Origin of the sequence: Pseudomonas sp. S34 (genome assembly GCF_009866745.1) — a bacterium.
Lineage (GTDB): Bacteria > Pseudomonadota > Gammaproteobacteria > Pseudomonadales > Pseudomonadaceae > Aquipseudomonas > Aquipseudomonas jessenii.
The window spans coordinates 4,286,623-4,313,364 of record NZ_CP019398.1 but is presented as its reverse complement, the minus strand read 5'-3'; the positions used below and the strand labels follow the sequence as shown (position 1 = coordinate 4,313,364).

Genomic DNA, 26,742 nt, shown 5'->3' with positions numbered 1-26,742 from the left:
CTTTCGGAATTACCAAAGCGCCAGGGTGTAACCGACGATCAGCCGGTTCTCATCGAGGGCGGTAGTCAAGCCATTACCGGAACGGAAGGTCACGTTGCGCCAGCGCAGGCTGACGTTCTTGAACACACCGCTCTGGACGACGTAGCTGATATCGGTGTCGCGCTCCCATTCGCGACCGTTGTCGACGGTGCCTGCCTTGACGTGGCGACCGTCGGTGTAGCGGGTCATGAAGGTCAGGCCGGGAATACCTTGGGCCGCGAAGTCATAGTCGTAACGCAGTTGCCAGGAATCCTCGTCGGCGCGGGTGAAGGTGTTGAACGTCACCAGGTTGACCACGTACGGATCGCCGCCGTTGAGGAACGGAAAGGCGCTGTCGCCAGACAATTGCTGGTAGGCGGCACTGACCTTGTGGGCGCCGTGGGACACCGTGAACATGCCGTTGAAGTTACGGTTGTCGATGCGCCCGGCCTGCTCGGCGCCGTCGCCCCGGCTGTCGAAATAACGCAGGTCGCTGCGCAGGTTGAAGCCGTTGCCCAACGGTTGCGTATGCACCAGCCCGGCGAATTGCTGGCGATAGATCTGTTCGAGCTTGCCGTAGTAGTAGCTCACATTCAGTTGCGGGCTGAACGCGTAGGTGCCGCCGCCGAAGTCGAAGTGATCGCTGGTGGCGGCGCCGAAGCCGATGTCATCGTTGCTGGAGGAGTCCCGCAGGTTGGCCTTGGTCAGGCGTCCGGCATTCACCGTCAGGCCGTCGATTTCCTGGCTGGTCAGCAAGCCACCTTCAAATGTCGAACCCAACAGGCGTGTGTCGTTGTAAGTCGCTACTGGCAACAAGGGTTGCAGGGTGCCGAGTTTCAACACGCTTTTGGATACTTTCAATTTACCGGTCAGGCCCAGTTCGCTGTACTCGTCGTCGGGCTCATGGCTCTGTGGGCCAAACGGCAGCAGCCCGGTGCCACGGCGGTCGGGACTGGAGTCGAGCTTGATCCCCAGTTCGCCCAGCGCGTCGAGACCGAAACCGAAGGTGCCGTCGGTGAATCCGGACTCGATGCGCGCAGTGAATCCCTGGGCCCATTCTTCGGCTTTGGATTGCTGCGCGTTGTCCTGACGGAAGTCGCGGTTGATGTAGTGGTTGCGCATATCAATGCGGGCCTTGCTGTCGCCGATGAAGTCGGCCATGGCGCTGGGGGCGATCATGGGCAGACTCAATGCGGCGGCCAGTGAAAACAGTGATTCACAAGACGTGGTACGTGCGGGTTTCATTATTTTTATTCCCTGCCAACTGATCGGTCGTCGTTTAGTGTTTGCTGGCGCCGGTGGCACCGATGCCGGTCATCGAGCGGATGAACTGCGCCAGATAACGGCCACGCTCAAGGGCTGCACGGGGCGAGGTGTCGGTGACGGAAAACAGCCATGCACTAAAGAACGCCAGGCTCATGGAAAACAGGGCCGGGTTGGAGTACGGGAACAGCGCCTTGTCGTGATGCATCACGTTGACCCACACCGCCGGGCTCAGCACCAGCAACACAATCGCCGAGACCAGTCCGGACAGACTGCCGAGGACGGCGCCGCGGGTGGTCAGGCCTTTCCAGTACATCGAGAGGAACAGCACCGGGAAATTCACCGACGCGGCGATGGCCAGCACCAGACCCGAAAGGAAGGCAATGTTCTGCGACTCGAACAGCAGGCCGAGGACGATCGCCAGTACACCGATGCACAGGGTGGCGATTCGCGACACGCGCATTTCCTGTTGCTCGCTGGCCTGGCCCTTGCGCATCACGCAGGCATACAGGTCATGGGACACCGCCGAGGCGCCGGACAGCGCCAGCCCGGCAACCACCGCCAGGATGGTGGCGAAGGCGACCGCCGAGATGAAGCCGAGGAACAGGTTGCCGCCTACCGCGTGGGCCAGGTGCACCGCGACCATGTTGCCGCCGCCGATGATCGCGCCGCTGGCGTCACGGAACGCTGGATCGGTGCCGACCATGACGATGGCGCCGAAGCCGACGATGATCAGCAGCAAGTAGAAGTAGCCGATGAAACCGGTGGCGTAGAACACGCTTTTACGCGCTTCCTTGGCATCGCTGACGGTGAAGAAACGCATCAGGATGTGCGGCAGGCCGGCGGTGCCGAACATCATGCCCAGCCCCAGGGAAATCGCATCGATCGGGTTGGATAGCAAGCCGCCGGGGGCCATGATTGCGTTGCCCTTGGCATGCACGGCGGTGGCACCGGCAAACATCGCCTCAGTACTGAAACCGAAGTGCTTGAGCACCATGAACGCCATGAAGCTGGTGCCGAACAGCAGCATCACCGCCTTGATGATCTGCACCCAGGTGGTGGCGAGCATGCCGCCGAAGGTCACGTAGAACACCATCAACACGCCGACCAGCATCACTGCATAGAGGTAGTCGATGCCGAACAACAGCTCGATCAGCTTGCCGGCGCCGACCATCTGCGCAACGAGGTACATCAGGGCCACGGTCAGGGTGCCGAAGGCCGAGGTCAGGCGCACCGGGGTCTGTTCCAGGCGATAGGACACCACGTCGGCAAAGGTGTATTTGCCCAGGTTGCGCAGGCGCTCGGCAATCAGGAACAGGATGATCGGCCAGCCGGCCAGCACGCCCAGGGCGTAGAGCAAACCGTCGTAGCCATTGAGGAACATCATCGCGGAGATGCCGAGGAACGAGGCTGCCGAGATCATGTCGCCGGCAATCGCCAGACCGTTCTGGAAGCCGGTCATGCCGCCGCCAGCAGTGTAAAAATCGCTGGTGGAGCGGGTACGCAGTGCCGCCCAGCGTGTCACGCCAAGGGTGAACAACACGAACACCAGGAACATGCCGATGGCGTTCCAGTTCAACGGTCGGGATGCGCCGTCGGCGGCCATCGCAACATCAGTGACAGCCGCCAGCGGCAGCAGGAACAGTGCAAGAAGGCGGTTCATCGGGCGCACTCCTGCTTGAGTTTTTCATTCAGCGGATCGATCACGTTGTTGGCGCGATAGACATAGAAACCGGTCAGCGCAAAGGCCAGCCCGACGATGACGACACCCACCAGCATGCCCACGGTGGTCACGCCGCCGCTCAGGGATTGGCCGAGGGTAGAAGGGGAGAAAGCCACCAGCAGCACGAAGCCGTAATAGATCACCAGCATGGCCAGGCTCAGCGACCAATACAGCTTCTGTTTGCGACGAACCAGCTGGATGAAGTCCGGGTGCTGGCCGATGAGTTCTATTTCCTGGGGTGTCATGACGCGCGCTCCTTTGTTGTTTTTGTTGTGGGTGAAACAGTTTCGGGTTGGAACCGGATCAATGTGGGAGCGGGCTTGCTCGCGAAGGGGTCATCACATTCAACATGGATGGCGCCTGATACTCCGTCTTCGCGAGCAAGCCCGCTCCCACAGGTTTTGTGGTTGTTCCTGTAAACGGGGTTTCAGAGCTGATCGAAATCCAGCACCACCTTGTCGCTGATCGGGAAGGCCTGGCACGACAGCACGTAGCCGGCGGCCACTTCGTAGTCTTCCAGGGCGTGGTTGCTGTCCATTTCCACTTCGCCCTCGATGACCTTGCACTTGCAGGTCGAGCACACGCCGGCCTTGCACGAGTAGGGCAGTTCGGCCCCTTGGGCGTTGCCCGCATCGAGAATGCTCTGGCTGTTGCGTTGCAGGTCGAACGCCAGGGCGCGGCCGTCGCTGATGACGGTGATCTGGCTGACCGCTGAATCCACCTGGCGCGCCGCCTCACGGGCTTCGCGTTTTTGCTGGCTGCCGGCGGCGGCGAACAGTTCGAAGTGAATGCGCTCGGGCGCCATGCCCTTGGCCTTGAGGCTGTCGCGCACGGTCTCGGTCATTTCCTGCGGGCCGCAGATGAAGGCGGCGTCGAGGGCCTTGACGTCGAGCCAGCGGCTGAACAGTTGCTCGCATTTCTCGGCGTTGATCCGGCCGTTGTACAGGTCGACATCCTGCTGCTCGCGGCTGAACACGAAGATCAGGTTCAGGCGTTGCAGGTAGCGGTTTTTCAGGTCTTCGAGCTGTTCGCGGAACAGCGCGCCGGAGCTGGAGCGGTTGCCGTACAGCAGGGTGACGCGGCTGTGGGGCTCGGTTTCCAGGGTGGTCTTGATGATCGACAGGATCGGCGTGATGCCGCTGCCTGCCGCCACGGCCAGGTAGTTGCCATGGCGCGCCGGGTCGAGTTCGACGCAGAAATGCCCGGCGGGCGGCATCACTTCCAGGGTGTGCCCGGCTTTCAGCTGTTCGTTGGCAAATGCTGAGAAGCGTCCGCCGGTAACACGCTTGACGGCGATGCGCAGCTCTCCGTCGTTGACCCCGGTGCAGATCGAGTACGAACGGCGTACTTCTTCGCCGTCCAGTTGGGTGCGCATCACCAGGTGCTGGCCCTGGGTGAAGTGGAAGCTGTCCTGCAAGTGCTGCGGAATCTCGAAGGCGATGGACACCGCGTCACGGGTCTCGGCGCGCACGTCCTTGATGGTCAGGCTGTGAAATTTGCTCATTGTTGTTCTCCAGCTGGGACGGCCGATTCGCCGCTCAGATGCACTTGAAATAGTCGAACGGTTCCCGGCAATCGACGCAGCGGTACAGGGCCTTGCAGGCGGTGGAGCCGAACTCGCTGAGGACCTCGGTGTGGGCGCTGCCGCATTGCGGGCACACAACCTGCGGGTTCTCGCCGAGCAGGCTGCGCTTGCTGGTGCTGCCCTCGGGCGGCGCGATGCCGTAAGCGCGCAGGCGTTCGCGGCCGCTGTCGCTGATCCAGTCGGTGGTCCAGGCCGGGGTCAACTTGCGCTCCAATTGCGGCGCCTTGAATCCGGCGAGTTCCAGGGCTTCGCGGATGTCGCTTTCGATCACTTCGGTGGCCGGGCAACCGGAGTAGGTCGGCGTGACCACCACGTGAAGGTGACCGGCCTGCCAGTCGAGATCGCGGACGATGCCCAGGTCGACCACGCTGACCACTGGCACTTCCGGGTCCATGACCTCGCACAGGATCGCCCACGCGGCAGCCAGGTCGGTCGGTTGAGCCGGCCGGGCGCCGAGGTCGCTGGCGATCAGCTCACCAGGTTGCATCGGGGTACGCTCGTGGCAGGCACTGCATTTCGGCCAGCAGAATCCCTAAGTGTTCGGTGTGCAGGCCCTTGCGTGCATTCAGGTAGAAATAGCTCGGCGCCGCTGGAACGGGCAGGGTGGCGCTGCTGAAGATCTGCTCGACTTTGGCTTGCCACTGGGTGGCGACGCTGGCGATGTCCGGGGTGATGCCGGCGGCGCACAGTCGCTGTTCGCTGTCATCGGCGGCGATCAGTTCAACGGTGAAGCGCCAGACCTCTGGAATCGCGGCGAGCATGCGCCGATTGCTTTCCTCGGTGCCGTCGCCCATACGCTCGATCCATTCGCCGGAGCGGCGCAGGTGATAAGTCACTTCCTTTACCGCTTTGGCGGCGATCCCGGCGATGCGTTCATCGCTGGACTGGCTCAGGCCCTGCAGCACCGGCAAATGCCAGGCGTCATAGAGGAACTGCTTGAGCATGGTCACCGCGAAGTCGCCGTTGGGTTGTTCCACCAGCAGCAGGTTGCGATAGGCGCGCTCGTCACGACGAAACGCCAGGTGATCGGCATCACGGCCGTCGTCCAGCAGTTCGGCGGCGTACTCCAACCAGTTGCGCGCCTGGCCCACCAGGTCGAGGCCGACGTTCATCAGCGCCAGTTCTTCCTCCAGCGCCGGGGCCTTGCCGCACCATTGGCACAGGCGCTGGCCCTGGATCAGGGCGCTGTCGCCGAGGCGCAGCAGGTATTCGATCAGATCGGTCTTGTTATCCATGGTCGACCTCACATGTGCCCGACTTCGGCCGGCAGCTCGTAGAAGCTGGCGTGGCGGTAGACCTTGTCGTCCGACGGATCGAACAGCGGGTCTTTTTCATCCGGCGACGAGGCGGTGATCAACGCCGAAGGCACGACCCACAGGCTCACGCCTTCGCTGCGACGGGTGTAGAGCTCGCGCGCGTTTTCGATGGCCATGGTGGTGTCGGCGGCGTGCACGCTGCCGACATGCTTGTGGTTCAGACCGTGCTTGCTGCGCACGAAGACTTCGAAGAGGGTCCACTCGGACATTTCAGTTACTCCACATCAGGTGGCCGGATCAGGCGGCGTTCTTGTTTTGTTTTTTGCGGGCGTGGGCGACGGCGGCTTCACGAACCCAGGCGCCGTCTTCAATCGCCTTGCGGCGGGTGGCGACGCGCTCCTGGTTGCACGGGCCGTTGCCCTTGAGCACTTCGTAGAATTCGTTCCACTGGATTTCGCCGAAGTCGTAGTGGCCGCGTTCGGCGTTCCACTTCAGGTCCGGGTCGGGGCAGGTGCAGCCCAATAGCTCAAGCTGCGGGATGGTCTGGTCGATGAAGCGCTGGCGCAGTTCGTCGTTGCTCTGGCGCTTGATTTTCCAGGCCATGGACTGGGCGCTGTTCGGCGAATGTTCGTCGCTTGGGCCAAACATCATCAGCGACGGCCACCACAGGCGGTTGATCGCGTCCTGGACCATGTCTTTTTGCGCCTGGTTACCGTGGCGCATCATGGTCAGGAGGATTTCGTAGCCCTGGCGCTGGTGGAAACTCTCTTCCTTGCAGATGCGGATCATCGCCCGGGAATACGGGCCGTAGGAGGTGCGCTGCAGCACCACCTGGTTGACGATCGCCGCGCCATCCACCAGCCAGCCCACCGCGCCCATGTCGGCCCAGTTCAGCGTCGGGTAATTGAAGATGCTCGAGTACTTGGCCTTGCCGCTGTGCAGCTTGGCGATTTCTTCATCGCGGTCGGCGCCCAGGGTTTCCATCGCGCTGTACAGGTAGAGGCCGTGGCCGGCTTCGTCCTGGATCTTGGCCATCAGTTGCAGTTTGCGTTTGAGGCTTGGCGCGCGGGTGACCCAGTTGCCTTCGGGCAGCATGCCGACGATTTCGGAGTGGGCGTGCTGGGAAATTTGCCGGATCAGGGTCTGGCGGTAGGCATCTGGCATCCAGTTCTTGGCTTCGATCTTGATTTCTGAATCGATTTTTTCCTGGAAGGCGCGTTCCTGTTCGGACATTTCCGAGAGGTCCTTGATGCGCTTTACGCCGGTTTCTACGAGCTGTGCGTACATTTTTGAGTTCCCGCCTTGAATCTGTTCTGGGGCATGGAGAACTTTATAAGCGATACAGAATTTAATATCAAACACAAAATGACGTGTCGTAATTGTTTTTTGTATCGCTTTGGGATGAATGGGGGGGAGGTCGGTGTACATATCCATTTCTTTGGTAACGGCCACTGGCGGTTTCGCCCTTACGGCGACTCACTTTTTTTCAAACGCCAAAAAAAAGTAAGCAAAAAAAGGCTCGCCCCGAGCGTCCGGCCCCTCGCTAAGGCTCGGCGTTCCTTCGCTCCGGCATTCATCCGGGGGCATTGCCCTCCGGTTTGCTTCGCTGCACCTACATGCAATGTGTTCGACTGCGTCGAACGGCGCGGCGCGCCAATCCCCGGATGAATACCTCCACTCAGCCTCCCGAAGGGGCGGGTGGATCAAGATCAAGAGCTGCAGGCGAGCTAACGCTCGGCCTGATGAGTGGTGAAGAGCGTCGGTGTACGTCGATCTGCTTTTGCTCTGCTCTTCTGTGGGAGCGAGCTTGCTCGCGATGGCGGCCTGACAGCCGACTTGGTTTTTGCAGATGTCCCCAACCCCTGTGGGAGCGGGCTTGCCCGCGAAGGCGGCCTGCCAGCCGACCAATCCCTTGCAGACCTACCCGGATCAACTGTAGGAGCGAGCCTGCTCGCGAAGACGGCCTGCCAGCCGACCGAAATCTTGCAGATGTACTCGATACCTGTGGGAGCGAGCTTGCTCGCGATAGCGACCTGCCAGTCGACCAGGTACATCACAGCCGAACGAACCCAGCAAACAGGCCGGCCGGTAGGCCGCCTCGGGCGCTGTTGCGGTGTACGCCCCCTCGTGAGGCCGAGTGGAGGTTCTGCGCAGTGGGCAACCCGGCAGGGATGCCGGGTTAGCCGCCCCCGGCCATGGATGGCCGATGGCGGCGGGCCCACGGAGCAGGACCGGAGCGAGGGCATGCCGAGCCTAAGCGAGGCACCGAACGAAAGGGGCAAGAGCCCTTGGTTACTTGGGGCCGGGCGGCGCTCTGCTTTTCCAAGTGACCCGCCGTAAGGGCGGAACCCTAAGTGGCCGTTACCGCAGCAATGGATATGTACACCCGTAAAAAACACGTCGCCTGACACAAAGCCATCGCGAGCAAGCTCGCTCCCACAGGAATAGTGATCGGCGCCAGAGTCGGTAAAGCCCTGGCAAAAAAAAAGCCCCGCAAAAAGCGGGGCCATAAAGGGTGCAGCAGTCATGCTTTAGGACGTTTATCCACCACGTGGCAAGCCTTGCCCTCGGATCGCTTGATCGAATGGAACGGCTGCAAAACGATCCGTGAACTGATCCCGATGTACGTCTTGATATGCCGGCTCAATTCCCCGCAAACAGCCTTCTGCTGTTCATCGCCCAGGTGCTGGTGCTCAGCCTTGAGCTCGACATGCACATCAACGCTGTCCAGGTTGCCATTGCGATACAGATGAATCTCATAACACTCGGCAAGTTGTTTGACTTTCAGAACCTGCTCCTCGATCTGCGTCGGAAACACGTTAACGCCGCGGATGATCAGCATGTCATCGCTGCGTCCGGTGATCTTGTCGATGCGCCGCATGGGACGCGCGGTGCCCGGCAGCAGGCGCGTCAGGTCGCGGGTGCGGTAGCGGATCATAGGCAGGGCTTCTTTGCTGAGCGAGGTGAACACCAGTTCGCCCATCTGCCCGTCCGGCAGTACTTCACCGGTGACCGGGTCGATGATTTCCGGGTAGAAGTGGTCTTCCCAGATGGTCGGGCCGTCCTTGGTTTCGGCGCATTCCATGGCCACGCCCGGGCCCATGATTTCCGAGAGGCCGTAGATGTCCAGGGCGGTGATGCCCATGCGTGCTTCGATGGCGCTGCGCAGTTCGGCGGTCCACGGCTCGGCGCCGAAGATGCCCAGGCGCAGGGCCAGTTTGTGCGGGTCGATGCCCTGGCGCTCGATTTCATCGGCGATGTTGAGCATGTAGGACGGCGTGACCATGATGATGTCCGGCTGGAAATCCTTGATCAGCTGCACCTGTTTTTCGGTCTGGCCACCGGACATCGGGATCACCGTACAGCCCAGGCGTTCGGCGCCGTAGTGCGCGCCGAGGCCGCCGGTGAACAGGCCGTAGCCATAGGAAATGTGCACCTTGTCGCCACGATGGCCACCGGCGGCGCGGATCGAGCGCGCAACCACGTTGGCCCAGGTGTCGATGTCGTTCTGGGTGTAGCCGACCACGGTCGGTTTGCCGGTGGTGCCGCTGGACGCGTGCAAACGCACGATGTCGTGCATCGGTACGGCAAACATGCCATAGGGGTAGTTGTCCCGCAGGTCGGACTTGGTGGTGAAAGGGAATTTCGCCAGGTCGTCCAGGGACTTGATGTCGTCGGGGTGCACGCCCAGCGCATCGAAGCGCTGACGGTACAGCTGCACGTTGTTGTAGGCGTGGTTCAGGCTCCAGCGCAGGCGCTCCAGCTGATGCTGGCGCAGCTCGTCGATGCTGGCGGTTTCCAGCGGGTCCAGCACAGGGTTCAGCACGGCTTGGGCAATTGGCATGTTCATGTGTTCACTCGAATTGTTTTTGTGTTCCAGCCCTTTTGCACAAGGGCTTTGAGTGCATGCCCCAAGGATACCTCTCGGCTCCTTGGGAATCGCGATTCTTTAGTGGGGTAGACGCTCGATGATCAGCGCGATCCCCTGGCCGACACCGATGCACATGGTGCACAGGGCGTAGCGGCCATTGCGTTCCTCAAGCTCATGCAGGGCGGTGGTGACCAGGCGTGCGCCGCTCATGCCCAGCGGGTGGCCCAGGGCGATGGCGCCGCCGTTGGGGTTGACCCGCGGATCGGTGTCGCTCAGGCCCAGTTCGCGCAGCACCGCCAGACCCTGTGCGGCGAAGGCTTCGTTGAGCTCGATCACGTCCATGTCGGCCAGGCTCAGGTTGGCCACCTCCAGCACCTTGCGGGTGGCTGGCACCGGGCCGATGCCCATGATCCGTGGTTCAACGCCAGCCGTGGCCATGGCCACGACCCGGCCACGGGCGGTCAGGTCGTGGCGTTTGGCGACTTCCGGGCTGGCCAGCAACAGCGCGCAGGCCCCGTCGTTGACCCCGGAGGCGTTGCCGGCGGTGATGCTGCCGCCTTCGCGGAACGGCGTACCCAGTTTGGCGAGCTGCTCAAGGGTAGTGTCGCCGCGTGGGTGCTCGTCGTGCTCGACCACCTTGGCCGGACCTTTGCGCTGGGGGATTTCCACCGCGACGATCTCTTTGGCCAGACGCCCGCTGGCCTGGGCAGCGGCAGCGCGTTGCTGGCTGCGCAAGGCGAAGGCGTCCTGGTCGGCGCGGGAGATGTTGAACTGTTCGGCGACATTCTCTGCCGTTTCCGGCATGGAATCGATGCCGTAGGTCTTTTTCATCAGCGGATTGACGAAGCGCCAGCCGATGGTGGTGTCGAAGATTTCGGCCGCACGGGAAAACGCCTGCTCGGCCTTGCCCATTACCAGTGGCGCGCGGGACATGGATTCAACGCCACCGACCAGCATCAGCCCGGTTTCGCCACTGCGAATGGCGCGGGCGGCGGTACCGATGGCATCGAGCCCGGAACCGCACAGGCGATTGAGGGTGGTGCCCGGCACGCTGACCGGCAACCCGGCCAGCAGTGCCGACATGCGCGCGACGTTGCGGTTGTCTTCGCCGGCCTGGTTGGCGCAGCCGTAGATCACGTCGTCAACCGTGTTCCAGTCCACTTGCGGGTGGCGGCGCAGCAGCTCGCGCAGCGGCACCGCGCCGAGGTCGTCGGCGCGCACGCTGCTCAGGACACCGGCGTAACGGCCAATCGGGGTCCGGACTGCGTCGATGATCAGGGCGTCATTCATTCGGGTTCTCCTGCGTCAGCACCGGGCCGCGCACTTTGTAGGATTTGCCATGGAACAGGGCGATCAACTGGCCCTGCTGGTTTTCGATGCGCACGTCGTAGTTGCCGGTGCGACCCGAACGGCTCTGCTCGATGCAGTCGGCGTTCAGCGTGTCACCCAGGCGCGCCGGGGCGATGTAGTCGATGCTGCAACCGATGGCCACGGTGGCTTCGTTGTAGCTGTTGCAGGCAAAGGCGAATGCCGAATCGGCGAGGGCGAACAGGTAGCCGCCGTGGCAGGTGCCGTGACCCTGGATCATGTCGGCCCGCACCGTCATGCCCACTCGCGCGCAACCGGGGCCGGCCGAAAGCAGGCGCATGCCCATGGCCTGGCTGGCGGTGTCGCGCTGGAACAGCGATTGCGCGCATTCACTGGCCAGGGTCATGGCTTCATGGTTAGTCATGGAATGTTCTCCCTTCGGTGGCGCGACGGCGCAGCAGCAGCGACGGCCGGTAGCGTTCTTCGCCATAACTGGCTTGCAGGTTTTCCAGCGTTTCAAGAATGTGCGAAAGGCCAATGGCATCGGCCCAGGCCAGCGGCCCCTGTGGATAATTGACCCCGGCGCGCATGGCCAGATCGATGTCGGCGGCCGAGGCCACGCCTTGCAGCAGGGCGTCGGCGGCTTCGTTGGCGAGCATGGCCACGGTGCGCAGGACGGCAAGGGCCGGGCTGTCGCTGAGCAGGCTGACCATGAGGCCGGCCCGTTGCAGCAGGGCAACGCCTTGTTCGAGGGCCAGCGGATCAATGCCTGCCGCATGGCTGATAGCGATGCGTTTGGCGTTGCCGTAATCGAACGCCAGATCCAGCAGGATCAGGTTGCGCAGCCCGTCTTCGCGAGCCCGCTGGCAGGCCATGCGTCCGTCGCTCAGGGCCAGCACCGCGTCACCCACTCGCAGCAATCCGCGGCCGTCGCGCCGGATGACTTCGACACCTTGCTCGCTCAAGCGCGCCAGCAAACCCTGGGCGATGCCAAGGTCACCTTCGGCGATACAAGTCTCGACGATCGCGCTGCTGCTGATTTCAGCTGCTTGCGGACGTTCGGCGCCTTGGGCGTAGCTGTAGAAACCCTGTCCGCTTTTACGTCCCAGACGCCCGCCATCCACCAATTCTTTCTGGATCAGCGACGGCAGGAAGCGTGTGTCCTGGTAATAAGCGTCGAACACCGAGCAGGTCACGGCGTAGTTGACGTCATGGCCGATCAAGTCGGTCAGTTCGAACGCGCCCATGGCAAAACCACCGGCCTCGCGCATCAGCGCATCCAGGGTTGGGCAGTCGGCCGCGCCTTCCTGCAGCATCCGCAGGCTTTCTGCATAGAACGGCCGGGCCACGCGGTTGACGATGAAGCCCGGTGTGGAGCGGGTGTGCACCGGTTTTTTGCCCCAGGCCCTGGCCGTGTCGTACAGGCACTCGGCGAGTGCCGGATCGCTGGCCAGGCCGCAGACGACTTCCGCCAGCGCCATCACCGGTGCCGGGTTGAAGAAGTGCAGGCCGAGCAGGCGCTGTGGATGATCAAGCTGCGCGGCGATGCTGGTGATCGACAGCGACGAGGTGTTGCTGGCGAGGATGCAATGCTCGCCGCAGATGCCTTCCAGCTGACGGAACAGCGCGCGTTTGACCTCAAGGTTCTCGACGATGGCTTCGATGATCAGATCGCAGGCGGCCAGGGTTTCGATGGCTTCCACCGCTTGCAGGCGTGCAATCGTCGCGCTGCGCGACTCGGCCGACAGCTTGCCGTTCTCGACTCGCTTGCCCAGTTGTCGGTCGATGCCTTCAATCGCTTGGGCGGCTGCGCCGGGACGATTGTCCAGCAGCAAGACCGGATGGCCGGCCTGGGCCGCCACCTGGGCGATACCGGCACCCATGGCCCCGGCGCCGATCACGGCGATGCGTGCAGATGTGTTCAATGCGGTCATGGCTCAGCGTCCCTTGAAACTTGGGGTGCGTTTTTCCATGAAGGCGCCGACGCCTTCGCGGTAGTCCTCGCTGCGCCCGGCCAGACGTTGCAGGTCTTTTTCCAGTTCAAGCTGTTCGTCGAAGCTGTTGCTCAGGCTGGCGTTGAGGCTGCGCTTGATCAGTGCCAGACCGTAGGTCGGCTGGGTTGCGAGGTGGCGGGCCAGTTTCAGCGCTTCGTCGCGCAAATCGGCGTCGTCCACACACTGGTAAATCAAGCCCCATTGCTCGGCTTGTTCGGCGGTTAGACGGTTGCCCAGTAGTGCCAAAGCCTTGGCCCGAGCCATACCCACAAGACGCGGCAGGGTCCAGGTGCCGCCTGAATCAGGGATCAGGCCAATCTTGCAGAACGCCTGGATGAAACTGGCCGAACGCGCCGCCAGTACCAGGTCGCAGGCCAGCGGAATGTTGGCGCCAGCCCCGGCGGCCACGCCGTTGACCGCGCAGATCACCGGCAGCGGCAGGTCGCGCAACTGGCGGATCAGCGGGTTGTAGAACTTCTCGATGGACTCGCCCAGATCCGGCACGGCGCTGCCTGGCGCGACATTGCGGTCGCTCAGGTCCTGCCCGGCGCAGAAGCCGCGACCTTCACCGGTCAGCAGCAATACGCGCACGTCAGGGTTCTGCCGTACTTGCTTGAGTGCTTCTTTCACTTCGCCATGCATCTGGGTGTTGAAGCTGTTGAGCTGGTCCGGCCGATTGAGGCTGAGCAGGGCGACGCCGGCGTCGATGGAAAACAGGATGTGTTCGAAGTTCATGGTCTTGGCGCTCTCTCGGAGGTCATTCGAATTCGTTGCGGATTACTGGCCGGTGAAGGTCGGCGAGCGCTTTTCCTGGAAGGCCGCAATGCCCTCGTCGCGGTCGCGGGTGCCGGCCAGCACGGTGAAGGCGTGACGCTCGAAACGCAGGCCGCTGGCCAGGTCGGTGTCCATGGCCTTGAGCAGCGCTTCCTTGGCCAGGCGCACCGCCAGTGGCGCCTTGGCCGCAATGCTGCGAGCGATGTGCAGGGCGCGCTCGACGGTAAATTCCGGCTGTGTCACTTCGCTGACCAGACCGACGCGCTGGGCCTGACGGGCGTCGATCGACTCGCCCGTCAGCACCATTTGCATGGCCATGGATTTGCCGACGGCGCGCAGCAGACGTTGGGTACCACCGGCGCCGGGCATGATCCCGAGGTTGATTTCCGGCTGGCCGAAGCGGGCGTCTTCGCCGGCAATAATGATGTCGGCGTGCATCGCCAGTTCGCAGCCGCCGCCGAGGGCAAAGCCGTTGACCGCGGCGATCAGCGGTTTGCTGAAGCGAGTAATGGCTTGCCACGAGGCCTGGCGCGGGTCGTCGAGGATGCCGACCAGATTGCGCTCGGCCATTTCCTTGATGTCGGCACCGGCGGCGAAGGCTTTGCGGCTGCCGGTGAGCACCACGGCGCGGGTGTCGGGGTCGGCTTGCGCGATGTTCAGTTCGGCGGCCAGTTCGCCCAGCAACTCGGTGGTCAGGGCGTTCAGGGCTTGCGGGCGCTGCAGGGTAATCAGGCGGACGCCAGGCTCGATCAATTCGACGGCAAGGGTCAGAGGCATGGCGGATGCTCTCACGGTGCACGCTCGGCGGGGTGCCGGCTCGTTATTGGATCGGCCGCAGGGGCCGGTTTTGCCCAAGTATAGCTATAACGTGATACGTAAATGCAATACGAAAATTGATTTAATGTGTCTTATTGGTGTGCGTTTGGATTTATAATCTTCCCGCTGAAGGGGTGCTGATGGCGGGTTTTGCATAGAAAACATTGGGTTTCATGGTGATTTTTGAGGCGTGCGGGCATTCGTCGGAAAGGTGTATTTCAAGTGATACGGTTTTTAGTCTTTGTGCTGTTAAAAGTGATGTGATACAAAATGAGTCACTATTTGCATCGCTTTGTGAAGGAAGCTTCCATGACCTGCTACAGCCTTGATGGCCTGACTCCGGTGGTTGATCCGAGCGCTTATGTGCATCCGTCCGCCGTATTGATCGGTGACGTGATCATCGGCCCCCATTGCTATGTCGGCCCGCTGGCCAGCCTGCGCGGGGATTTCGGGCGGATCGTGCTGGAAGAGGGCGCCAACCTGCAGGACACCTGCGTGATGCACGGTTTCCCCGACAGCGACACCGTGGTCGAGCGCAATGGCCACATCGGCCACGGTGCGGTGCTGCACGGTTGCCGGATTGGCGCCGATGCGCTGGTGGGCATGAATGCGGTGGTGATGGACAACGCCCGGATCGGCCCGCGTTCATTCGTTTCGGCGGCGGCGTTCGTCAAGGCCGGTTTCGAGTGCCCGGAGCAGTCGCTGGTCATGGGCGCCCCGGCCAGCATCAAGCGCAGCCTCAGCGATCAGGAAGTGGCGTGGAAGCAGGCGGGCACACGTGAGTATCAGGAACTGGCCAAGCGTTGCCTCACGCAGATGCAGGTCTGCGAACCGCTGAGCGAACCGGAAGCCGATCGCCCACGCATCAGCGACAGGGGGTTGCGGCCCAAGGGCGCCAGCCTGTGAACACGCTCCCACAAGGGATTGGGATTAACCCCATAGCATTCGGTATATTCCTTTTCTTTTTTTACACGGAACGCCCATGTCGTCCCTGACTCCCTTGAACCATCTGATTACCCGCTTCCAGGAGCAGACGCCGATCCGCGCCAGTTCCTTGATCATCACGTTGTACGGGGATGCCATCGAACCCCATGGCGGCACCGTCTGGCTGGGCAGCCTGATTCAGTTGCTCGAGCCCATCGGCATCAACGAGCGGCTGATTCGCACCTCGATTTTTCGCCTGACCAAAGAAGGCTGGCTGACCGCCGAGAAGGTCGGTCGCCGCAGTTACTACAGCCTGACCGGCACCGGTCGCCGGCGTTTCGACAAGGCCTTCAAGCGGGTCTACAGCACCACGATGCCGGCCTGGGATGGCTCCTGGTGCCTGGTGATGCTCTCGCAGCTGACCCAGGACAAACGCAAACAGGTGCGTGAAGAACTGGAGTGGCAGGGTTTCGGCGCGATTTCGCCGGTGGTGCTGGCCTGTCCGCGCAGCGACCGTTCCGACGTCAACGCGACCCTGCTCGACCTCGGCGCGCAGGAAGATACCATTGTCTTCGAAACCACCGCCCAGGATGTACTGGCCTCCAAGGCCCTGCGCCTGCAGGTGCGCGAGAGCTGGAACATCGAGGAGCTGGCCGCGCACTACAGCGAGTTCATCCAGCTGTTCCGGCCGCTGTGGCAAGCCCTGCGCGAGCAGGAAAACCTGCAACCGGCCGACTGCTTCCTGGCGCGGGTGCTGCTGATTCACGAGTACCGCAAGCTGCTGCTGCGCGACCCGCAACTGCCGGACGAGTTGCTGCCCGGCGATTGGGAAGGTCGCGCCGCCCGCCAGTTGTGCCGCAACATTTACCGTTTGATTTACGCCAAGGCCGAAGAATGGCTGAACGCCGCACTGGAAACGGCCGACGGCCCGTTGCCGGATGTGGGTGAAAGCTTCTATCGGCGTTTTGGCGGACTGAAATAGCACGTCATTGTTCAGGGAGTGGTGCGGTTCAGGAGAGCATCCGATGTCGTGTGGATTGACGTAGACAATAAAAATAAGCCTGCGTGAGGCCTGACATGATTTCTACAACAGCACAGCGCCATGATGGGTTCGACCAGTGGATCCATCAGATCAACCAGATCTGTGGCGCCTTCAACGCACAACCCCTGGGCAGCGAATTTTCCGGACGTATCCGCGAATACCAGAGCGATGCGCTCAAACTCAGTTTCGTCGACGTGTGCCAGGCGCGTTTGTACCGTACGCCCCAGGAGGTCGCGGCGGGCGAAGGCGGCAAGTATTTTGCGGTGTTCCAACTCGACGGCACGGCGGGCATGGCCCAAGGCGACGACAAGGTCTTGCTGTCCCCTGGCGACATCACGCTGATCGATGCTTCGCGGCCCAGCGACTTCACCTACGGCGAAAACTCTCGGCAGTTGTCGCTGATCCTGCCGTATCAACTGGTCGAGCAAACCCTGCGCTTCAATCAGGTCAGGTGCGGCCACCGGATTGCCGCAACCTCGCCCATCGCGATGCTGTCGCACCGACTGATCCTTGATGCCACCCGCCAGCAGCACCTGACCCGGCAGGAAAGCGAAGCGACCCTGGAGGCGATTGTCAGTCTGCTGCGCCCGGCGATCAGCCAGGCCGACGATTGCACCGATGCCCATGAGCGGATCTTTCGCAAGACGCTCACCTGCATCGACGAAAACATTCGCTCCGAAGACCTGTGCCCGGAATGGCTGGCGCGGGAAGTCGGCATGTCCACCCGTGGCCTGTACCGGATGTTTGCCAAGAAAGGGCTGGTGGTCGCGCGCTACATCAAGAACCGCCGCCTGGACCTGTGCGCCGAATCCCTGCGCCAATCGGGCAAGGAGGAGAAGTTGTCGGTGCTGGGGTATTCGTGGGGGTTTTCCGATTCAAGCTACTTCTCGACAGCGTTCAAGTCGCGCTTCGGCATTGCGCCGGGGGAGTATCGCAAGCGGCATGCGTGAGATTTTGCCTGTACCTGTAGGAGCGAGCTTGCTCGCGAAAAACGTCAGGACAACGCGGGTATTCAGACAGCCCGCGTCATCGTTGACGTCCATCGCGAGCGGGCTCGCTCCTACAGGTTTTTGCGTGTGCTTTATTTCGGTGAGCTGAGGTTCAACGTCGGCGTTTCATCGAAGAAATTCCACGGCTTCAACAGCACATGCACCCATTCGGTCGGCATGATCGGCCACTCTTCGGCGCGGGCGATGTGGGTGGTGCCGGTGGTCAGCCAGACCACGTCGTCGGTGTTCTCGATGGAGTGATTGTCCTGGGTGAACTGCCCCAGGCCCGAGTCCTTGTCCGAGCGGTTCGGGTATTTGCCTTCCGGGTACTTTTCCTCCGGGTTGTATTGCGTCACCCACAGCTGCTTGTCCATGAAGCTCAGGCGGTGGTAGAGCCATTCGTCCTTGCCGAAATTGGCACCCTTGGCCACCGGGTGCGTGCCGCCGGCATAAGGGATCAGCTGATAGGAAACCGGGTTGCCGACCTTGTTTTCCTTGCTGAAGTTGGTCAGCAGGCGCACGGTCGACGGGTCGAACTTCTGCGCCGCCTGCTGCTCGTTGCCGACCACTTTGGTTTCAGTCTGCATGGTGCTGGTGCGTGGCCCGCCACGGTCGTTGGGCAGCACCACAGGGTTCACTTCCACCAGCGAATTTTGCTCGCCGTCCACATCCATATCGAGGCGGAAGTTGTAGATGTGCTGGTGCGTGGTGCCGACGATGTTGTGGTCCAGCAGGGTACCGTAGCGCGTGTCTTCCCTGGCGGTGTCTTCGTGCATGGTTTTCGATTTCACGCCCTTGACCGCTTCGATACCGGTGGCGCCGGCGTCGATGCCGATGGTGCCGTTCTGCTGGAAGACCCAGTCGAAGATGTAGTCGTAGTTGCCCACGGTGCTGATCCAGCGCACCACCAGTTCACGGCGCTCGGTGCTGAGGTTGGGCTGGCCCATTTCCTGGTGTTTGTATTCGGGGCCGGCGTAGCGTTCGAACACCGCCATGGCGCGCGGGATTGCGGTCGGTGCGCCGGTGTAGTCGGCGATGGTGGCGTCCAGCAGCACGGCGTTTTGCGGGGCGTCTTTGCCACGGGCAATCGGCGAGGTCAGGGTGCCCATGCCGTAGTCGCCGGAGTCGAGGTAGGCCTTGAAGTACCAGCCGACGTCCGGGTCGCCGTAAGGCACGATCATGCCGCCCAGCGAGCCTTCGTACATGATCTTGCGTTTCTTGCCCTTGTCGTCGTAGGTGACGGTGGACAGGATCGGCCCGACCCGCGAATCGAGGCGAACATGGAAGTCCCAGTTCTGCCAGTGAATGCTGTTGCCGCTGATGGTGTAGTTCTTGCCCTCGGGCTCGATGATTTCCAGCGGTTTGACTGCGACGCCCTGGCGTCCGCGACCGTCATACGGCGTCGGATTCATCGGCACCGGAATGAGCGCGTCGTCTTCGATCTTGATCAGCTTCTTCTGTTCCAGGTCGACAATCGCCACCAGGCCTTCAATCGGGTGCGCCCAGTAGTTGCCGTCACCGGTGTTGAGGTAGCTGACGATTTTCAGCAGGCGCTTGTCCTGCGCCAGGCCGTCCTTTCCGTCGAAGAAACCGACAGTCAGCGGCGTGGCCACAACCTTTTTCACATCGTTGATGCCGCGCTTGGCCAGGGCCTGGGCGTATTCCGGGCTGGTTTCCACAGCCGTCTGCACCGTTGCGAAGTCGTCCAGCAACACCATGCCGTGGGCGCCTTCGATCGGCTTCCAGGACTTGAGTTCTTTCGTGTCGAGGTCGACCAGGGCTTCGATCACGTGCTTGCCGTCGAGCACCACGATACTCGCCTGGCGCGGCTGGGCGACGTTCTGCCCGGTCAGAGCGAAGTTCCACACCTGATCCTTCGGCGGCTCCTTGACCGAGACTTCGGTGAAGCGGAAGCCAGGCTTGTAGTTTTCCGATTTCTTGACGATGTCCACGGCCGTGGTGATTTCGGCTGCGCTCAGGGGGTTGAGCGGGTTGGGGCGGGTCTCGACGACGAAGGTCTTGTCCAGCCCGGACTGGAACACCTGGTTGATAAAGTCCTTGGACATGAACGCCGTATGGTCCTTGAACACTACCGGCACCGTCAGCTCGATACGCTTGCCGTTGAGCATCGCCACTTTGCTGTCGGGCTTGACCTTGAGGTAGACCCCGTCCTTGGCAATGGTGAACAGGTTGGCGTAATCGTCCCATTTCACCGTGGCGCCAAATTCCTCAAGACCCGCTTGCAGCGGCACCATTTCGGCGTGACCGCCGTGGGCCTGGGCATTACCCGCCCAGAACGGCAGGCCGAGGGTGCTCAGGGTGATGGCCAGGGCGAGGCGGGCCAGCGGTGTTCTCTTGGGCGATGCTTTGGGGCTGAACATGTGTGAATTCCTGGGTGAAAGCCGGGTACGGGCATTTCTGCACTTTGTTACAACCAGTCAATGGCTGCATTTGAATGCCTGCCAGATTTCTTTGGTTCCGTGCCGCCATTGAGCTTTCCTGACGAAATGCACTATGGCAAGGGGATAAAGTGCCCTGTGTGGCGGACGCAAACCATTGCTTCAAGTTAATAGGAAGCATTACTATTCACGCCCCGTCTCCACAGCACACCGCAATGACCCTCAAGCTGCCCCGCAGACACGGCTTTTTCGAGCATTACGAAGAGTTGGTTGGCACCTGGACCCGTCGCCTGAGGAATCGTCAGCAGGCCGAGGACCTGGCCCACGATACCTTCGTGCGGGTGCTTGAGTCCGATTCGGCGGTGGTGCAGCAGCCCCGGGCGTATTTGCACCAGACCGCGCGCAACATTGCCGTGGATGGTTATCGGCGTGAGGACCGGCGGGGCGCCATGGAGTCAGAGGCGATCGATCTCAGTGAGTCGCCGACCGGCGACCCGGAGCATTTCATGCACGCGATCCAGCTGGCTGATTCCATCGAACGGGCGCTCACCGAGCTGCCGGTCAACTGCCGCAAGGTGTTTGTCTGGCAGAAAATCGAGGGCCTGACCCAGGCCGAAATCGCCGAACGCCTGGGGCTGTCCAAGAACATGGTGGAAAAGTATATGATCCGCACGCTTCGGCATCTGCGCGATCGCCTGGACGGGTTGCAGTCATGACCGGCCGCGCCTTCTCCTCCCCAGCCAAACAGGAACTTCCATGATGGATACTCGTGATTGTGCGTGCGGGCAAACAGCGGTTCGCGATGACGCGGCGCAGTGGTTTGTGCGTTTGCAGGAGCCTGTTGCCGATGTCGAAATGCGGCGTCAGTTTCAACTCTGGCTGGAGCAGCACCCCCAGCACCGAAGCGAATTCGAAGTGCTCCAGGGCTTGTGGAGCGCCGCCGACCTGGTGCCGACGGCGCGCTTGCGGGCCCTGTGTGAAACCCCGCCAGCCCTGAAAAAACGTCGTCCCGTGCTGCGTTACGCGGTGGCTGCCAGCGTGTTGGCGGTAGCGCTCGGCCTGGGTTTGTTCAGCGGCCTGAATCATCCGGCGCCTTATATCGCCGAGTTTTCAACGGCCCTGAATGAGCGACGCCAAGTGGCGTTACCCGATGGCTCGGTGGTCGATCTGGACAGCCGCAGCCGGATTCAGGTGCGCTTTGAAAAGGATCGCCGCAACGTCGAGCTGACCGAAGGCGAAGCGATGTTCAGCGTCGAGCATGACACCACCCGGCCTTTCGTGGTCGCGGCGGGCAGCGGCAAGGTCACGGTTACCGGCACCCGATTCGACGTACGACATGGCGCCAGCGAAACCCGGGTGGTGGTGGAGCGGGGCAGCGTCAAGGTTCAAGGTCGCGACGCCGCCGATAACGATTTCATCAATCTGACGGCAGGCCTTGGCACCCACGTCGATGCCCAGGGCAAAGTTGTCGCCGCCTATGCCGTCAACCCGGCGGAAATGACCGCCTGGCGCAACGGCAAACTGGTGTTCAACAATGCCAGCCTGGCCGATGTCGCCGAGCAGGTCTCGCGCTATCGCGAGAAGCCACTCAAGGTCGCCAGTGCCGCGGTGGGCGATCTGCGCCTGACCAGCGTGTTCAAATCCGACAACACCGACGCGCTGCTCAAGGCCTTGCCGAGCATCCTCCCCGTGGCCGTGCGCACCCTTGGCGATGGCAGCCAGGAAATAATTTCAAAATAAAATTCAGGTTTTTTTCGAGTTCATCGTCTTCCTGTTCAACTGCAACTGGTTTGCATTAACAAACGCACACTCTTGCGATCCACAGGATTACGTTCGACGTGAAAAACTCCACCGCTAAAAACAACAAACTCCCCTGGTTACCGCTGGCCCTCGCGCTGGCGGTCAACGTTGCGCTGCCCCAGGCCTTTGCCGCCGATGCCATCCGCATCCCGGCGCAACCCTTGGGACAGGCCCTGAGTCAGTTGGGCCAGCAAACCTCGCTTCAGGTGTTCTTCAGCCCTGAACTGGTCGCCGGCAAGCAGGCTCCGGCGGTGGATGGCAACCTTTCCCCGGAAGACGCGCTGCGCCAGTTGCTGCAAGGCAGCGGCCTGCAATACCAGATCGATGAAGGTTCGGTGACGCTGATGCCGGCACCTGCATCGGCGGCCAGCGGTCCACTGGAACTGGGCGTGACTGACATCAAGGTCGTCGGTAACTGGCTCGGCGACGCCGATGCCGCCGTGGTGCAGAACCACCCCGGGGCACGAACCGTGATCCGCCGCGAAGCCATGGTCGAGCAGGGCGCGATGAACGTCGGTGACGTGTTGAAGCGCGTTCCTGGTGTGCAGGTGCAGGACGCCAACGGTACCGGTGGCAGCGACATTTCCCTCAACGTCGGCGTGCGCGGCCTGACTTCGCGCCTGTCGCCTCGCTCCACCGTGCTGATCGATGGCATCCCGGCGGCGTTCGCGCCTTACGGTCAGCCGCAACTGTCCATGGCGCCGATTTCCTCGGGCAACCTCGACAGCATCGACGTGGTGCGCGGTGCCGGTTCCGTACGCTACGGACCACAGAACGTGGGCGGCGTGATCAACTTCGTGACCCGCGCGATCCCGGAACAGGCCTCCGCGGAAATCGGCACCACCCTGGAAACCTCACAGCACGGTGGCTGGAAGCACATCGACACGGCATTCATGGGCGGCACCGCCGACAACGGCATGGGCGTGGCGCTGTTGTATTCCGGCGTGAACGGCAACGGTTACCGTGAAAGCAACAACGGCAACGACATCGACGACGTGATCCTCAAGACCCATTGGGCGCCGACTGATGTCGACGATTTCAGCCTCAACTTTCACTACTACGATGCCAAGGCCGACATGCCCGGCGGCCTGACCCAGGCGCAGTACGACGCCGACCCGTTCCAGTCGGTGCGCGACTACGACAGCTTCAGCGGCCGCCGCAAGGATGTGTCATTCAAGTGGGTGCGGCAGATCGACGATCGCACCCAGGCCGAAGTGCTGACCTACTACACCGACAGCTTTCGTGGCAGCACCATTGCCTCGCGGGACCTGAGCACACTCAATTCCTATCCGCGCAGCTACTACACCTACGGTATCGAACCACGGGTGTCTCACGTCTTCGATGTGGGCCCGACCACCCAGGAAGTCAGCGTCGGTTATCGCTACCTGAAAGAGGCCATGCACGAAGAGGCCAGCCGTGTGGCACTGGTCAACAATGAGCCGGTCGTGCGTCCGGGGGCGGACGGCCATGTCTATCAGGACCGTACCGGTGGAACCGAGGCCAATTCGGTCTACGTCGACAACAAGATTGACGTTGGCAACTGGACTGTCACGCCAGGCATTCGCTTCGAGCACATCAGCACCGATTGGCACGACCGCCCGGTGCTTGATAATGCCGGTAAACGGGTGCCGGAGAAAAAACGCAGCATCGAGAGCAATGAGCCGCTGCCGGCCCTGAGCGTGATGTATCACATGTCCGATGCCTGGAAGTTGTTCGCCAACTACGAAACCTCGTTCGGCGCGCTGCAGTATTTCCAGCTGGGGCAGGGCGGTATCGGTAATGAGCCCGCCAACGGCCTGGAGCCGGAAAAGGCCAAGACCTACGAAATCGGTACGCGCTACAACGATGACGTGTGGGGCGGTGAAGTGACGCTGTTCTACATCGACTTCGACGACGAACTGCAATACATCAGCAATGACGTGGGCTGGACCAACCTCGGCGCGACCAAGCACCAGGGTATCGAAGCCTCGGTGCACTACGACATGGCTGCGCTGAACCCGATGCTGGACGGCCTGACCGCCAACGCCGGTTTCACCTACACCCGCGCCACCTACGAAGGTGAGATCCCGGGCTTCAAGGGCCGTGACCTACCGTTCTACTCCCGCCAGGTGGCCACCGCCGGCCTGCGTTACGACGTCAACCGCTGGACTTACAACCTCGATGCGTTCGCCCAGTCCAAGCAGCGTTCGCCGGGCACCGGCGTGAACGCCGATGGCAGCTTCAACGGCGACTACATCACTGAAGGCACCGCTGATGGCCAGTTCGGTGATATCCCGGGTTACGTGCTCTGGAACGCACGTGCCGGCTATGACTTCGGTCCGCAGGTGTCGAACCTGAAACTGGGGGCGGGGGTGAAGAACATCTTCGACAAGCAGTATTTCACCCGTTCCAGCGACAACAACTCGGGCATGTACGTCGGTGCGCCGCGCACGTTCTTTGTGCAGGCCAGTGTCGGGTTCTGATAGACCTGTGGCGAGGGGGCTTGCCCCCGTTGGACTGCGTAGCAGGCCTTCTTTTAGGGCTGCTGCGCAACCCAACGGGGGCAAGCCCCCTCGCCACAATTCAGACCTTCAACACTCTCCCACCAACGGCCACCGCCACCAGCAACACCGCCATCAGGGCAAAGGCGAAACTCAAGCTGCTGCCATGGGCGACGAAGCCGATGACGGCGGGGCCTGCCAGGATGCCCGCATAACCCAGGGTGGTAATGGCCGGCACGGCGATGCTTTCGGGCATGACCGTCTGCTTGCCGACTGCGGTGTACAGTATCGGCACAATGTTCGAGCAACCGGCACCCAGCAACGCATAACCCACCAGCGCCGCTTCCCAGCTCGGTGCGAACGTCGCCAGAAACAAACCTGCGGCGGCGGTCAGCCCGCCGGACACAATCACCCGCGTCGCGCCCAACCGTCGTACGATTTTGTCACCGGTCAAACGCCCGGCCGTCATGGTCAAGGCAAACGCCGCATAACCGAGCCCCGCATACGCTGTGTCGATGCCACGTTCCTGTGTCAGGAACACCGCGCTCCAGTCCAGCGCAGCGCCTTCGGCGAGGAACACGATGAAGCACATGCCGCCAATGAACAGGACGATGCCATGGGGCACGGCAAACGCCGGCCCCGAACTCTCGCTGCCGTAGGGCAACAGATGCGGCACGGCCTTGGCCAGCGCGATCAGCAGCAACACGATCACCACCAGCGTGGCCCCCAGAGGTGAGATCCCCAGGCCAAGCAATCCGCTGACGCCTGCCGCGCCGACAATCCCGCCCAGGCTGAACAGGCCATGGAACCCCGACATCATGTTTTTGCCGCTGGCGCGCTCGACGATCACCGCTTGCAGGTTGACCGTCGAATCCACGGTGCCCAGCCCCGCGCCGAACATGAACAATGCGGCGATCAGCGCCGGAATCGACGACACCGTCGCCAGCAGCGGCAGGGCGGCACAGATCAGCAGGGTCCCGCCGGCCGTCACCCGCCGGCAGCCGAAACGTGTGGACAGGATCCCGGCCAGCGGCATCGCCAGGATCGAACCTACCCCCAGGCACAGCAGCAACAATCCCAGGGTGCCTTCATCCAGTCCGGCCCGGGCCTTGGCATAGGGCACCAGCGGTGCCCACGCGGCGATGCCGACCCCGGCGATGAAAAAGGCGATGCGCGTGGACATCTGTTCCAGGCGCCCGGGAACGAAGGTGGTTTGGCTGTTGAGGCTGGTCATGACAATCCTTGGCAAAAAGTGTCGCGTCCTCAACGGACAGTGATCGGCCTGTGAGGGTTCGATCAGTGCCCGGAAAGTTTTACGGTCAAACAGGGCGATATGGTTGCACAGCGCCAGTGTTTTTCGCGATATGTTGAGCCATTCCAATGACACACGGAGGGCGCCATGGCGCAGAGGTACGATGCACGGGGCAACATTTACATCGTGGTAGCGCCCGAAGAACTGCGCCGTCAGGGCATCGACCTGCCCGACCAGGCCAGCCAGGCAGCGCAAACCCTTGAAGCCTGGGCGCCAGCCGCGATCGAGGCTTGCTGCAGCTGGGCTCCAGGCACTCAACCGTCCGGCAGCAAGGATCATCGCAGCGACGGTTTGCTGGTCGGACCGTTTCAGTCGTCGCCTCCCTTTGATCTGTTGATCGTCAACACCGACGGTACCCTGGCCGAGCGCAGTGGCAACGGGCTGACGATTTTTTCCCAGGCCCTCAGTGATCAAGGGCTGTTGCCGCAGAACGAAGCCTGTCTGCTCAGGGTTCACCACGACAAGGCTGATTCGCCTTCGCCGGGGCAGACTTCAGTGAAAGCCGCAGAGGTCGAGGGCGTGAAGGGTTTTTGGCTCGATCTGGGCCAGCCGGGATTCGGGCCGTCGGCGGTCAGTGCTCACGGGGTTGAAGCGGCGATGTTCAATGGTCGCGAACTCAGCCACGTTGAACAATTGTCGGCACTCAATAGTGCATGGTCGCACAGCCAGTTCGCGCGGGTCGGCAATCCCCATTGCGTGACGCTGGTGGAAAGTGCCGAGGACCTGCCGAGCAACGAGCAGATGCGCGAGCCGGCACTGGGTGAAGGGCTGACGCGAATCGCCTACGCCATGCCGGTCGGCGCAGGCAAGCCTTGTCCGGCGGGAGTCAACCTGCAATGGGCAATGCGGGTGTCCGAAGGACACATCGCCGCGCGGGTATTCGAGCGGGGCGAGGGGCCGACGGCGTCGTCGGGGACCAGCGCCAGCGCGGTGGCCTGTGCGGCCTGGCGGGCAGGTTGGGTCTGCGCCGGGGAGGTGAAGGTGACGATGCCGGGTGGCACGGCGCCGATCTTGCTGGAAGAGGAACGGGGAGAGTTGAGTCGGGTCAGTCTGTTTGGTACGGCTCGGTTAATTGATTGACTTCAAAATAGCTTTCGCGAGCAAGCCCGCTCCCACAGTTGACCGAGTTGTCCAGACAAACGCGATTAAATGTGGGAGCGGGCTTGCTCGCGAAGAGGCCAGGCCAGA

Annotated in this window: 23 protein-coding genes; 7 read left to right on the top strand and 16 right to left on the bottom strand. The window is 62.1% G+C overall.

Features of this window, described 5'->3' with window-relative positions; translation table 11 throughout:
- Positions 1–9: 9 nt before the first annotated feature.
- The 14 genes from PspS34_RS19225 to paaF all read right to left on the bottom strand — a co-directional run bounded on the left by PspS34_RS19225 (position 10) and on the right by paaF (position 14,569).
- A complete protein-coding gene (locus PspS34_RS19225) occupies positions 10–1,263 on the bottom strand; it encodes an OprD family porin (protein ID WP_154861455.1) in 1,254 nt (417 codons plus the stop codon).
- 34 nt (positions 1,264–1,297) lie between these two features.
- Entirely contained in the window at positions 1,298–2,944 is a 1,647-nt protein-coding gene (locus tag PspS34_RS19220) for a cation acetate symporter (protein ID WP_057713976.1), read from the bottom strand.
- Complete coding sequence (locus PspS34_RS19215; protein ID WP_150814175.1) at positions 2,941–3,249, bottom strand: DUF485 domain-containing protein; 309 nt, start codon at positions 3,247–3,249, stop codon at positions 2,941–2,943. The genes PspS34_RS19220 and PspS34_RS19215 overlap by 4 nt, the downstream gene beginning before the upstream one ends.
- A 182-nt stretch (positions 3,250–3,431) precedes the next feature.
- Positions 3,432–4,508: a 1,2-phenylacetyl-CoA epoxidase subunit PaaE gene (gene paaE, locus PspS34_RS19210; protein WP_154947202.1), complete on the bottom strand. Its 1,077-nt coding sequence runs from the start codon at positions 4,506–4,508 to the stop codon at positions 3,432–3,434.
- A 34-nt stretch (positions 4,509–4,542) separates the two neighbouring features.
- Positions 4,543–5,076 carry a 1,2-phenylacetyl-CoA epoxidase subunit PaaD gene (paaD, locus tag PspS34_RS19205; protein ID WP_090456852.1) on the bottom strand — a complete coding sequence of 178 codons (534 nt, stop codon included), beginning with the start codon at positions 5,074–5,076 and terminating at the stop codon, positions 4,543–4,545.
- Complete coding sequence (gene paaC, locus PspS34_RS19200; protein WP_154861453.1) at positions 5,063–5,824, bottom strand: 1,2-phenylacetyl-CoA epoxidase subunit PaaC; 762 nt, start codon at positions 5,822–5,824, stop codon at positions 5,063–5,065. The genes paaD and paaC overlap by 14 nt, the downstream gene beginning before the upstream one ends.
- Before the next feature lie 8 nt (positions 5,825–5,832).
- The gene (paaB, locus tag PspS34_RS19195) at positions 5,833–6,114 is read right to left on the bottom strand and encodes a 1,2-phenylacetyl-CoA epoxidase subunit PaaB (RefSeq protein ID WP_007943393.1); all 282 of its coding nucleotides are present in this window, start codon (positions 6,112–6,114) and stop codon (positions 5,833–5,835) included.
- 28 nt (positions 6,115–6,142) lie between these two features.
- The gene (gene paaA / locus PspS34_RS19190; protein ID WP_057713980.1) at positions 6,143–7,132 is read right to left on the bottom strand and encodes a 1,2-phenylacetyl-CoA epoxidase subunit PaaA; all 990 of its coding nucleotides are present in this window, start codon (positions 7,130–7,132) and stop codon (positions 6,143–6,145) included.
- A 1,237-nt stretch (positions 7,133–8,369) separates the two neighbouring features.
- Positions 8,370–9,695: a phenylacetate--CoA ligase PaaK gene (paaK, locus tag PspS34_RS19185; RefSeq protein ID WP_154861452.1), complete on the bottom strand. Its 1,326-nt coding sequence runs from the start codon at positions 9,693–9,695 to the stop codon at positions 8,370–8,372.
- A gap of 99 nt (positions 9,696–9,794) precedes the next feature.
- Positions 9,795–11,006 carry a 3-oxoadipyl-CoA thiolase gene (gene pcaF / locus PspS34_RS19180; RefSeq protein WP_159390277.1) on the bottom strand — a complete coding sequence of 404 codons (1,212 nt, stop codon included), beginning with the start codon at positions 11,004–11,006 and terminating at the stop codon, positions 9,795–9,797.
- Entirely contained in the window at positions 10,999–11,448 is a 450-nt protein-coding gene (paaI, locus tag PspS34_RS19175; RefSeq protein WP_154861450.1) for a hydroxyphenylacetyl-CoA thioesterase PaaI, read from the bottom strand. Before paaI ends, pcaF begins: the two co-directional genes overlap by 8 nt.
- On the bottom strand, positions 11,441–12,958 hold the full coding sequence (gene paaH / locus PspS34_RS19170) for a 3-hydroxyacyl-CoA dehydrogenase PaaH (RefSeq protein ID WP_154861449.1): 1,518 nt from the start codon (positions 12,956–12,958) through the stop codon (positions 11,441–11,443). The genes paaI and paaH overlap by 8 nt, the downstream gene beginning before the upstream one ends.
- Before the next feature lie 3 nt (positions 12,959–12,961).
- Positions 12,962–13,753, bottom strand: coding sequence for a 2-(1,2-epoxy-1,2-dihydrophenyl)acetyl-CoA isomerase PaaG (paaG, locus tag PspS34_RS19165; RefSeq protein WP_154861448.1), 792 nt, complete (start codon positions 13,751–13,753; stop codon positions 12,962–12,964).
- A gap of 42 nt (positions 13,754–13,795) precedes the next feature.
- Positions 13,796–14,569: a 2,3-dehydroadipyl-CoA hydratase PaaF gene (paaF, locus tag PspS34_RS19160; RefSeq protein ID WP_150814169.1), complete on the bottom strand. Its 774-nt coding sequence runs from the start codon at positions 14,567–14,569 to the stop codon at positions 13,796–13,798.
- 348 nt (positions 14,570–14,917) lie between these two features.
- On the opposite strand from paaF, the gene paaY reads away from it, so the two are divergent.
- The 3 genes from paaY to feaR all read left to right on the top strand — a co-directional run bounded on the left by paaY (position 14,918) and on the right by feaR (position 17,524).
- Positions 14,918–15,514, top strand: coding sequence for a phenylacetic acid degradation protein PaaY (gene paaY / locus PspS34_RS19155; RefSeq protein ID WP_154861446.1), 597 nt, complete (start codon positions 14,918–14,920; stop codon positions 15,512–15,514).
- A 76-nt stretch (positions 15,515–15,590) separates the two neighbouring features.
- Positions 15,591–16,514, top strand: coding sequence for a phenylacetic acid degradation operon negative regulatory protein PaaX (gene paaX, locus PspS34_RS19150; protein WP_007972019.1), 924 nt, complete (start codon positions 15,591–15,593; stop codon positions 16,512–16,514).
- Between the two features lie 95 nt (positions 16,515–16,609).
- Positions 16,610–17,524 carry a transcriptional regulator FeaR gene (gene feaR / locus PspS34_RS19145; protein WP_154861445.1) on the top strand — a complete coding sequence of 305 codons (915 nt, stop codon included), beginning with the start codon at positions 16,610–16,612 and terminating at the stop codon, positions 17,522–17,524.
- Positions 17,525–17,655: 131 nt separating this feature from the next.
- Here feaR and tynA read toward each other — a convergent pair whose 3' ends face one another.
- The gene (tynA, locus tag PspS34_RS19140; protein ID WP_154947330.1) at positions 17,656–19,944 is read right to left on the bottom strand and encodes a primary-amine oxidase; all 2,289 of its coding nucleotides are present in this window, start codon (positions 19,942–19,944) and stop codon (positions 17,656–17,658) included.
- A 233-nt stretch (positions 19,945–20,177) separates the two neighbouring features.
- On the opposite strand from tynA, the gene PspS34_RS19135 reads away from it, so the two are divergent.
- The 3 genes from PspS34_RS19135 (at position 20,178) to PspS34_RS19125 (ending at position 24,224) form a co-directional block, all read left to right on the top strand.
- Positions 20,178–20,678 carry a sigma-70 family RNA polymerase sigma factor gene (locus PspS34_RS19135; RefSeq protein ID WP_057713991.1) on the top strand — a complete coding sequence of 167 codons (501 nt, stop codon included), beginning with the start codon at positions 20,178–20,180 and terminating at the stop codon, positions 20,676–20,678.
- Between the two features lie 40 nt (positions 20,679–20,718).
- Complete coding sequence (locus PspS34_RS19130; RefSeq protein ID WP_154861443.1) at positions 20,719–21,702, top strand: FecR family protein; 984 nt, start codon at positions 20,719–20,721, stop codon at positions 21,700–21,702.
- 98 nt (positions 21,703–21,800) lie between these two features.
- Positions 21,801–24,224: a TonB-dependent receptor gene (locus PspS34_RS19125; RefSeq protein WP_154947331.1), complete on the top strand. Its 2,424-nt coding sequence runs from the start codon at positions 21,801–21,803 to the stop codon at positions 24,222–24,224.
- 100 nt (positions 24,225–24,324) lie between these two features.
- Here PspS34_RS19125 and PspS34_RS19120 read toward each other — a convergent pair whose 3' ends face one another.
- The gene (locus PspS34_RS19120) at positions 24,325–25,476 is read right to left on the bottom strand and encodes an MFS transporter (protein ID WP_154861441.1); all 1,152 of its coding nucleotides are present in this window, start codon (positions 25,474–25,476) and stop codon (positions 24,325–24,327) included.
- Positions 25,477–25,641: 165 nt separating this feature from the next.
- On the opposite strand from PspS34_RS19120, the gene PspS34_RS19115 reads away from it, so the two are divergent.
- Positions 25,642–26,634 (top strand): diaminopimelate epimerase, encoded by a 993-nt coding sequence (locus PspS34_RS19115; RefSeq protein WP_154861440.1) that lies wholly within the window; start codon positions 25,642–25,644, stop codon positions 26,632–26,634.
- The last annotated feature ends 108 nt before the right edge of the window (positions 26,635–26,742 follow it).

Bases quoted from the DNA above. Each gene is read 5' to 3' on its own strand.
- paaG (WP_154861448.1), bottom strand. From the start codon at position 13,753: ATGAACTTCGAACACATCCTGTTTTCCATCGACGCCGGCGTCGCCCTG.
- paaA (WP_057713980.1), bottom strand. From the start codon at position 7,132: ATGTACGCACAGCTCGTAGAAACCGGCGTAAAGCGCATCAAGGACCTC.
- PspS34_RS19120 (WP_154861441.1), bottom strand. From the start codon at position 25,476: ATGACCAGCCTCAACAGCCAAACCACCTTCGTTCCCGGGCGCCTGGAA.
- PspS34_RS19225 (WP_154861455.1), bottom strand. From the start codon at position 1,263: ATGAAACCCGCACGTACCACGTCTTGTGAATCACTGTTTTCACTGGCC.
- paaK (WP_154861452.1), bottom strand. From the start codon at position 9,695: ATGAACATGCCAATTGCCCAAGCCGTGCTGAACCCTGTGCTGGACCCG.
- PspS34_RS19130 (WP_154861443.1), top strand. From the start codon at position 20,719: ATGATGGATACTCGTGATTGTGCGTGCGGGCAAACAGCGGTTCGCGAT.
- paaX (WP_007972019.1), top strand. From the start codon at position 15,591: ATGTCGTCCCTGACTCCCTTGAACCATCTGATTACCCGCTTCCAGGAG.
- paaY (WP_154861446.1), top strand. From the start codon at position 14,918: ATGACCTGCTACAGCCTTGATGGCCTGACTCCGGTGGTTGATCCGAGC.
- paaF (WP_150814169.1), bottom strand. From the start codon at position 14,569: ATGCCTCTGACCCTTGCCGTCGAATTGATCGAGCCTGGCGTCCGCCTG.
- paaE (WP_154947202.1), bottom strand. From the start codon at position 4,508: ATGAGCAAATTTCACAGCCTGACCATCAAGGACGTGCGCGCCGAGACC.
- PspS34_RS19135 (WP_057713991.1), top strand. From the start codon at position 20,178: ATGACCCTCAAGCTGCCCCGCAGACACGGCTTTTTCGAGCATTACGAA.
- paaC (WP_154861453.1), bottom strand. From the start codon at position 5,824: ATGGATAACAAGACCGATCTGATCGAATACCTGCTGCGCCTCGGCGAC.
- paaI (WP_154861450.1), bottom strand. From the start codon at position 11,448: ATGACTAACCATGAAGCCATGACCCTGGCCAGTGAATGCGCGCAATCG.
- feaR (WP_154861445.1), top strand. From the start codon at position 16,610: ATGATTTCTACAACAGCACAGCGCCATGATGGGTTCGACCAGTGGATC.
- PspS34_RS19220 (WP_057713976.1), bottom strand. From the start codon at position 2,944: ATGAACCGCCTTCTTGCACTGTTCCTGCTGCCGCTGGCGGCTGTCACT.
- pcaF (WP_159390277.1), bottom strand. From the start codon at position 11,006: ATGAATGACGCCCTGATCATCGACGCAGTCCGGACCCCGATTGGCCGT.
- paaB (WP_007943393.1), bottom strand. From the start codon at position 6,114: ATGTCCGAGTGGACCCTCTTCGAAGTCTTCGTGCGCAGCAAGCACGGT.
- paaH (WP_154861449.1), bottom strand. From the start codon at position 12,958: ATGACCGCATTGAACACATCTGCACGCATCGCCGTGATCGGCGCCGGG.
- PspS34_RS19215 (WP_150814175.1), bottom strand. From the start codon at position 3,249: ATGACACCCCAGGAAATAGAACTCATCGGCCAGCACCCGGACTTCATC.
- PspS34_RS19115 (WP_154861440.1), top strand. From the start codon at position 25,642: ATGGCGCAGAGGTACGATGCACGGGGCAACATTTACATCGTGGTAGCG.
- tynA (WP_154947330.1), bottom strand. From the start codon at position 19,944: ATGTTCAGCCCCAAAGCATCGCCCAAGAGAACACCGCTGGCCCGCCTC.
- paaD (WP_090456852.1), bottom strand. From the start codon at position 5,076: ATGCAACCTGGTGAGCTGATCGCCAGCGACCTCGGCGCCCGGCCGGCT.